The following is a 389-nucleotide window of genomic DNA, read 5'->3' as shown; positions in this document are numbered from 1 at the left end:
GCTTGAGTTCTCGATAGCTTGTCTCGATTCCCCAGCGCTTGTCGTACAAGGCGACGATGTCGGCCGGCTTGTAGCGTTGACGGTCGCGCAGCGAGGTCAGCAGGATGCGCTTGCGCGCCTGGACGTCAACGACGGTGATGGCGCGCGCTTCCCAGAATTCGGGCAGCTCCGGAGATTTCTTCCTCGCTTGCGGTGACACACGCATGCGCACTACTGCATCGTTGTCGCTGCCATCGAGCACTTCCCATTTGGTATTGGACTTGGCCGGGATGAGGAAGTGCCGCTCGGCGCCACTGCTCGTCAGGCTGCACAGAATCTCCGCCGACAGGAAGCCCCGGTCGAAAACGGTGAGCGATTCTTCCGGAATCGCTTCGATCAACTGCTTCGCG

Annotated in this window: 1 protein-coding gene; it reads right to left on the bottom strand. The window is 60.7% G+C overall.

What is annotated here, in order from left to right:
* Positions 1 to 389 (bottom strand): transposase (locus ACHAC9_RS24565; RefSeq protein ID WP_435764440.1); only part of this gene is annotated, 389 nt, incomplete at both ends.

Origin of the sequence: Massilia sp. CMS3.1, from assembly GCF_051262535.1 — a bacterium.
Taxonomy (GTDB): domain Bacteria; phylum Pseudomonadota; class Gammaproteobacteria; order Burkholderiales; family Burkholderiaceae_D; genus Telluria.
Note: the sequence above shows the minus strand (reverse complement) of the source record. Positions and strands in the feature narration are given on the sequence as shown.